This is a genomic window from Actinocorallia lasiicapitis (assembly GCF_054778695.1).
In genome coordinates this window covers 1-979 of the sequence record NZ_BAAGZI010000792.1, presented here as the reverse complement: position 1 = coordinate 979, position 979 = coordinate 1, and the positions used below count along the sequence as shown (strand labels likewise).

Below are 979 nucleotides of genomic sequence, written 5' to 3'. Positions count from 1 at the left end.
ACCCTGCCCGGCGGCAGCGTGCTGTCGGCGTTCGGGGTGGCCTCCGACGGCTCCGTCCTCGGCGAGGGCATGACCGGCGGCAGCGGCGACGGCACGCTCTGGCGCGCCGACCTCAACGACCTGCTGGCCGCGCCCGTGCCCGTCGCCAAACCGGCCGATCTGACGACGGCGTCCGGCGGCGACGGCATCACCGTCTGGCCCGAGAACCGCGGCACCGGCCACGCACGCGAACTCATGTGCCAGGACGACACCGGCAACACCGTCCAGCTCGGCGACGGCGGTGTCACCGAGGCGGCCTTCCATGCCGACGGCGCGTTCGCCGTCTGGACCGACGAGGACGCCACCGTCTGGAGTGCCAAGGGCTGCGCCGACACCCCCCGCAAACTCTCCACCGGGCTCGCCGCGGGTTTCGCCTACCCCTACGCCTACGTGCTGGCCACCGAGGGCGGCCGCCCGACCGGCGAACTGCACCGGCTCCAGGTCGAGACGGGCGCGTCGGAGTCGCACACGCTCCCCGCCGAGCTCGTCGCCGACGGCGACCGCCTCTACGCGGCGGGCAAGGGCACCTTCGCCGTCGCCCACGGCACCGCGCTCACCGTCTTCGACACCGCCACCTGGAAGCCCCGCACGCTCGGCAAGCCCCTGCCCGCCGCTCCCGGCCGCAGGACCTTCCTCACCGCGGGCGACGACCTCGTCGTCTACTCCAGCCGGGCCAACGCCCCCAAATCCCTCATCTACGACGTGTCCGCCGCCAAGGCCAAGACCGCACGCGAAGAGGCCTTCACCAAGGGCTCCTGGCTGCTCACCCGCGCCTCACCCACCGACGACTACACGCTGAAGCCGTCCCGCTGACCCGCTCGGGAAGCACGGAGCCCGCCCCCTTCCGGGAGCGGGCTCCGTCGTTTGCGGGCTCAGGCGTTTGCGGGATCAGCCGCGCAGCGCCGCGCCGGTCCGGTCGGCGGCCGCCGCGACGGCCGCG

At 74.2% G+C, this 979-nt stretch carries 1 protein-coding gene; it reads left to right on the top strand.

Going from position 1 to position 979, the window contains the following annotated elements; translation table 11 throughout:
- Positions 1-852 (top strand): hypothetical protein (locus ACYVE7_RS34655; RefSeq protein WP_460370869.1); only part of this gene is annotated, 852 nt, incomplete at its 5' end.
- Positions 853-979 lie beyond the last annotated feature (127 nt).